Origin of the sequence: Kocuria sp. p3-SID1428 (assembly GCF_025149945.1) — a bacterium.
Taxonomy (GTDB): Bacteria; Actinomycetota; Actinomycetes; order Actinomycetales; family Micrococcaceae; genus Kocuria.
The window spans coordinates 1-4,405 of the sequence record NZ_JALXVH010000089.1; the positions used below are offsets into that span (position 1 = coordinate 1).

General features: G+C 68.3%; 4 protein-coding genes. 1 reads left to right on the forward strand and 3 read right to left on the reverse strand.

Features of this window, described 5'->3' with window-relative positions; all coding sequences use genetic code 11:
* Positions 1–161 precede the first annotated feature (161 nt).
* The 3 genes from M3E84_RS12295 to M3E84_RS12305 form a co-directional block, all read right to left on the reverse strand.
* Positions 162–1,358, reverse strand: a complete 1,197-nt coding sequence (locus M3E84_RS12295; protein WP_259896558.1) for a globin domain-containing protein — start codon at positions 1,356–1,358, stop codon at positions 162–164.
* A gap of 398 nt (positions 1,359–1,756) precedes the next feature.
* Positions 1,757–2,554 (reverse strand): rhomboid family intramembrane serine protease, encoded by a 798-nt coding sequence (locus M3E84_RS12300; protein WP_259896559.1) that lies wholly within the window; start codon positions 2,552–2,554, stop codon positions 1,757–1,759.
* Positions 2,555–2,713: 159 nt separating this feature from the next.
* Positions 2,714–3,256 (reverse strand): peptidylprolyl isomerase, encoded by a 543-nt coding sequence (locus M3E84_RS12305; RefSeq protein WP_053446631.1) that lies wholly within the window; start codon positions 3,254–3,256, stop codon positions 2,714–2,716.
* A 199-nt stretch (positions 3,257–3,455) separates the two neighbouring features.
* Between M3E84_RS12305 and M3E84_RS12310 the strand changes: the two genes are divergently transcribed.
* On the forward strand, positions 3,456–4,325 hold the full coding sequence (locus M3E84_RS12310) for a hypothetical protein (protein WP_259896560.1): 870 nt from the start codon (positions 3,456–3,458) through the stop codon (positions 4,323–4,325).
* The last annotated feature ends 80 nt before the right edge of the window (positions 4,326–4,405 follow it).

Below are 4,405 nucleotides of genomic sequence, written 5' to 3' on the forward strand. Positions count from 1 at the left end.
GGCGCCACTGGATCCCGACAGGACGACGAGGCCCGTCGCACCTGGATTTCAGGGGCGACGGGCCTCGCGTGCAATCACCGCGCACTACTCACCAGAGTGACCATCACAGTGACAAATTTGTCACTGTGATGGTCACTCTGGTGCTCACGGGGTGACGAGGCTCACTCTGCGTCGGCGTGATGCTCCACGGCATCGTCGTGGAGCATCCACAGATCCGGGCCGAAGATCTCGTAGCGGATCTGACGACCCGGGATGCCGGCGCCGATCAGGGCCGAGCGGGTCTCCTTCATGAACTCCAGGCTCCCGCACAGGTAGACCTCCGCGCTGGGATCGACCCCGACGGAGCCGAAGTCGGCGCGGCCGATATGGTCGGCCTCTCCCTCCTGGACCGTCCAGCGCTCGAAGCGCGCATCCGGCAGCTTCTCGATCAGGGCCTTCTCTTCCTCGAGCAGCGGCGCCGCTGCATCCGAGGAGTCCACGCGGAAGGCGGTGACCTGGCGCTGCGACCCCTCGGCGACCAGCCGGTCCAGGAACGCGACCATAGGCGTGACGCCGATGCCCGAGGAGATCAGCACGAGCGGGGCGGTGGAGCCGGTGAGGACCACGTCGCCGTACGGGTTCGACAGCTTCACCGTGGAGCCGACCTCCATGGCGGTCACGACCGGCGAGACCTCCCCGTCCATGTCCTGCTTGACGGCCAGGCGGCGCTGACGGGGGCTGTCGACCGGGATCAGCGTGAACTGCCGGGACTGCTCGATGCCCTCGGGCAGCCGCACCTTGATCGAGACGTACTGCCCGGCCACCGCATCGGTCATGGGGGTGTCGTCGGCGGGCTCGTAGGTGAGGACATAGGTGCCCTCCGAGGTCTCGCGCTTGTCCACGAGGGTGAACTCGTTGAACACGCTGTCGTTGGCCTGCTCGGAGTACAGGCCCTTCTCGAGCTTGATGAGGGCGTCGGCCATGAGCCAGTAGACCTCGGTCCAGGCCGCAGCGACCTCCGGGGTCAGGGCATCGCCCAGGTCATCGGCGATCGCGCCCAGCAGGTGCTTCTCCACGATCGGGTACTGCCCCTCCACGATGCCCAGCGACGTGTGCTTGTGGGCCACCCGGGAGAGCAGCTCGTCGGGGTAGGAGTCCGGGTGGTTGAGGATGTGCGTGGCGAAGGCGACCACGGAGCCGGCCAGGGCGAGGGGCTGCTCACCGGTGCGCTGGTTCGCGCGGCTGAAGATGCCCTCCTCGATCAGCTGCGGCTCCGCCTCGAACATCGACTGGTAGAACTTCGGCGCGATGTCCGGAAGGCGCTCGGCGATCACGGGCGCAGTGGCTTCGATGAGCGGGCGGGCTGACTCGGAGAGCATGGGCTCCTCTTCCTGTGCAGGGCTTCGCCCCATCGCCGCCGTCGGGATCCACCGCGGCAGGCGCTGAGCCGGCGGCCGGTCCCGGCCGCATCTTCGATCGTCACACTGCTGCCCGCGCCGAGGCTTGATCGTGGTCAAGCCCCGGCAACCGGTTGCCGCCGCCGCGTGCTTTCTGCGCGAGGGATCCCAGCGGACGACGCGGATCCGTCCCCACCCGGTTCACAAAGTTATCCACAGGTGTGGAGAAAGGTGTGAAGAAGTCGAACATGTCTGCGAACAGCGCGGGTCCGATCCGCCCTGATCGGTATCCACAGGCTTGTTCACACATGTGGAATTACACGAATGATGTTCGTCCACCGCTGTGGACACAGTCTGTGGACAACCCTTGTGCACAGCGCTCAGCCGCGCGGGCGACGACCGCGTCCGCGCACTCCCAGCAGCACGCCCATGACCACCAGGCCCGTCACGAGCCCGCCCAGGTGGCCCTGCCAGGAGATGCCGGGGAAGAACAGGCTGAAGACCGTGTTGATCCCGATCAGCACGAGGATCCCGGAGAGGTTCTCGCGGTAGCGCCGCCCTCCCCACAGCGCCAGGGCCAGCACCGCGCCGAACAGCCCGAAGACCGCCCCGGAGGCGCCCACGGTGAAGGTGTAGGCCGGCGAGAGCAGCAGCACCGCCGCCGCACCGCCCAGCAGCGAGAGCAGGTAGACCGCCAGGAAGCGCCCGCGCCCGATCTCCGATTCGAGCATCCGCCCGAAGATCCACAGCGTGTACATGTTCAGCAGCAGGTGAGCGGGATTGGTCATCGAGTGCGCGAACCCGCTGGTGAGCACCGTCCACGGCGTCTGCCAGACGTAACCGGGGGCCAGCCCCAGCAGCACCAGGGGGCTGACCCCCATCAGGCTCAGCAGCCACTGCAGGGCATAGACCGCCACGTTGATCCCGATCAGCACCCAGGTCACGGTCATCGCATCCCCGCGCCGTCGAGTCCGAGCAGCCGGGGGAATGGCCCGGGTGCGCAGTGTCTCCGGATGCCCGGCCTGCCACGAGGCCCCCTGCAGCGGATCGCTCGGCTGCCCAGCAGGCTGCGACGGGTCTGCCATCCGCCCGTACTGCGGCAACTGCGGGCCGCTGTCGCTGCGGTGATCGCGGGGAGATCCGGGCTCTCCGCTCGGCTCGTGGGGTCCCTGGGTCATCGGTGTGCTCCTGTGCGATGGATGGTCCTGGCTGGGCGGCGGGGCGCCGTCGTCGCGGGCCCTGCGTCCTCGGATATGACGCAGGGGCCCGGCCGAACGGCCGGGCCCCTGCGGGTCGACGATCGCCGCAGCGGCGGGATCATCGGGTGCTCGTGCTCGTCAGAGCTGCTCGATGTCGATCGAGGTGATGACGGCGTCCTCGACCGGGCGGTCCATGCCGCCGGTGCGCACGCTGTTCAGCTCGTCGACGACCTTCTTGGAGGCGTCGTCGACGACCTCGCCGAAGATCGTGTGCTTGCCGTTGAGCCACGGGGTGGTCGAGGTGGTGATGAAGAACTGCGAGCCGTTGGTGCCCTGGCCGCCGCGCTTGCCGGCGTTGGCCATGGCCAGCAGGTACGGCTTGTCGAAGCTGAGCTCGGGGTGGATCTCATCGTCGAACATGTAGCCCGGGCCGCCGACGCCCTGACCCAGCGGATCGCCGCCCTGGATCATGAAGTCCTTGATGATGCGGTGGAAGATGACGTCCTTGTAGAGGGGGCCCTCGCCCTTGGAGCCGGTGTTCGGGTCCACCCACTCCTGGGAGCCGTCGGACAGGCCGATGAAGTTCTTGACGGTCTTCGGAGCGTGGTTGCCGAAGAGCTCCACGACGATGTCGCCGTGGTTCGTGTGGATGGTCGCCTTAGCGGTGGCAAGAGAAGTCATGGCCCCAGTATCCCATGACCGTCTCGCTTGTCGCGGAGAAGAGACGACGACGGTTCCCGTTCCGCCGCGAGTGAAAAAGCACAGCCGTCTGCTGAAAACTCCCTGAGTGATGAGTGACCCGACGGCCTCCACCATGGGTCATCCCAGGCACAGCCCGTATGCTGGACCGAGAATCCTAGACCCCGAGGAGGGAGCTTCCATGAACAAGAGGGCAGAGAAGAAGGCCGCCAAGGCCGCCGCAGCACGTCAGGCCGCTGTGGAGAACCGCGTCGTCGACGCCGGCGACTGGCTCGCCAAGGAGATCGGCGCCCTGGCGCCGCGCCTGCAGGAGGGTGTGCGCTCCGGCGCGATCTCGCTGGCCGGCGGCATCCACACCGCCGCCCCCTACGTCCAGCAGGGCGCCGCCAGCGCCAAGGGCGCCACCGACGAGCTGCGCAGCCGCGCCGCCGTGCAGGCCGCCAAGTCGGCCCCGCAGGTCGCCAAGGTCGCCGCCAAGGTGACCCCGGTGGGTGCTGCCGTGAAGGCCTCTCCGCAGGCCGTCAAGGCGCTGAAGGCCGCCAATGACGGCAAGCAGGCCGTCTCCGAGCGCTACAGCGCCGCCGCCGCGCAGCTCGCGCAGCGCTTCGCCGGTGCCGAGACCCCGGAGCAGCTCGAGGCCGCCATCATCCGCCTGACCGGCGACAAGAAGGCCGTCAAGAAGGCACAGAAGGCCGCCAAGGATTACGCCAAGAAGCAGCAGAAGGCGCAGAAGGGCGGCGGCCGCGGCCTGCTCGTCCTCGGCCTGGTCGTGACCGGCCTGGTCGCCGGCGCCGCCGCCTTCAAGGCCTCGCGTCCGGTCCAGGATCCGTGGAAGACCCCGGCCTCGACCTCCCCGCGGGTGACGGCCTCCCCGGTCGACAAGTCCACCACCGTGGCCGCCGGCCAGGGTGTGAACGTCGACGACACCAAGGCCGAGTCGAGCGTCAAGGACACCGCCAAGTCCGTGACCGAGGATGCCAAGTCCACGGTCAACGAGATCAAGGACCAGATCAACGGCACCCAGGGCGAGAAGAAGGACGGCCAGGCCTGAGCCTGATCGCCCCGCGCGGCTGAGTCCGCGCACCGCACGACCCCCTCACCGCGATGGTGAGGGGGTCGTCGTCGTCCCGG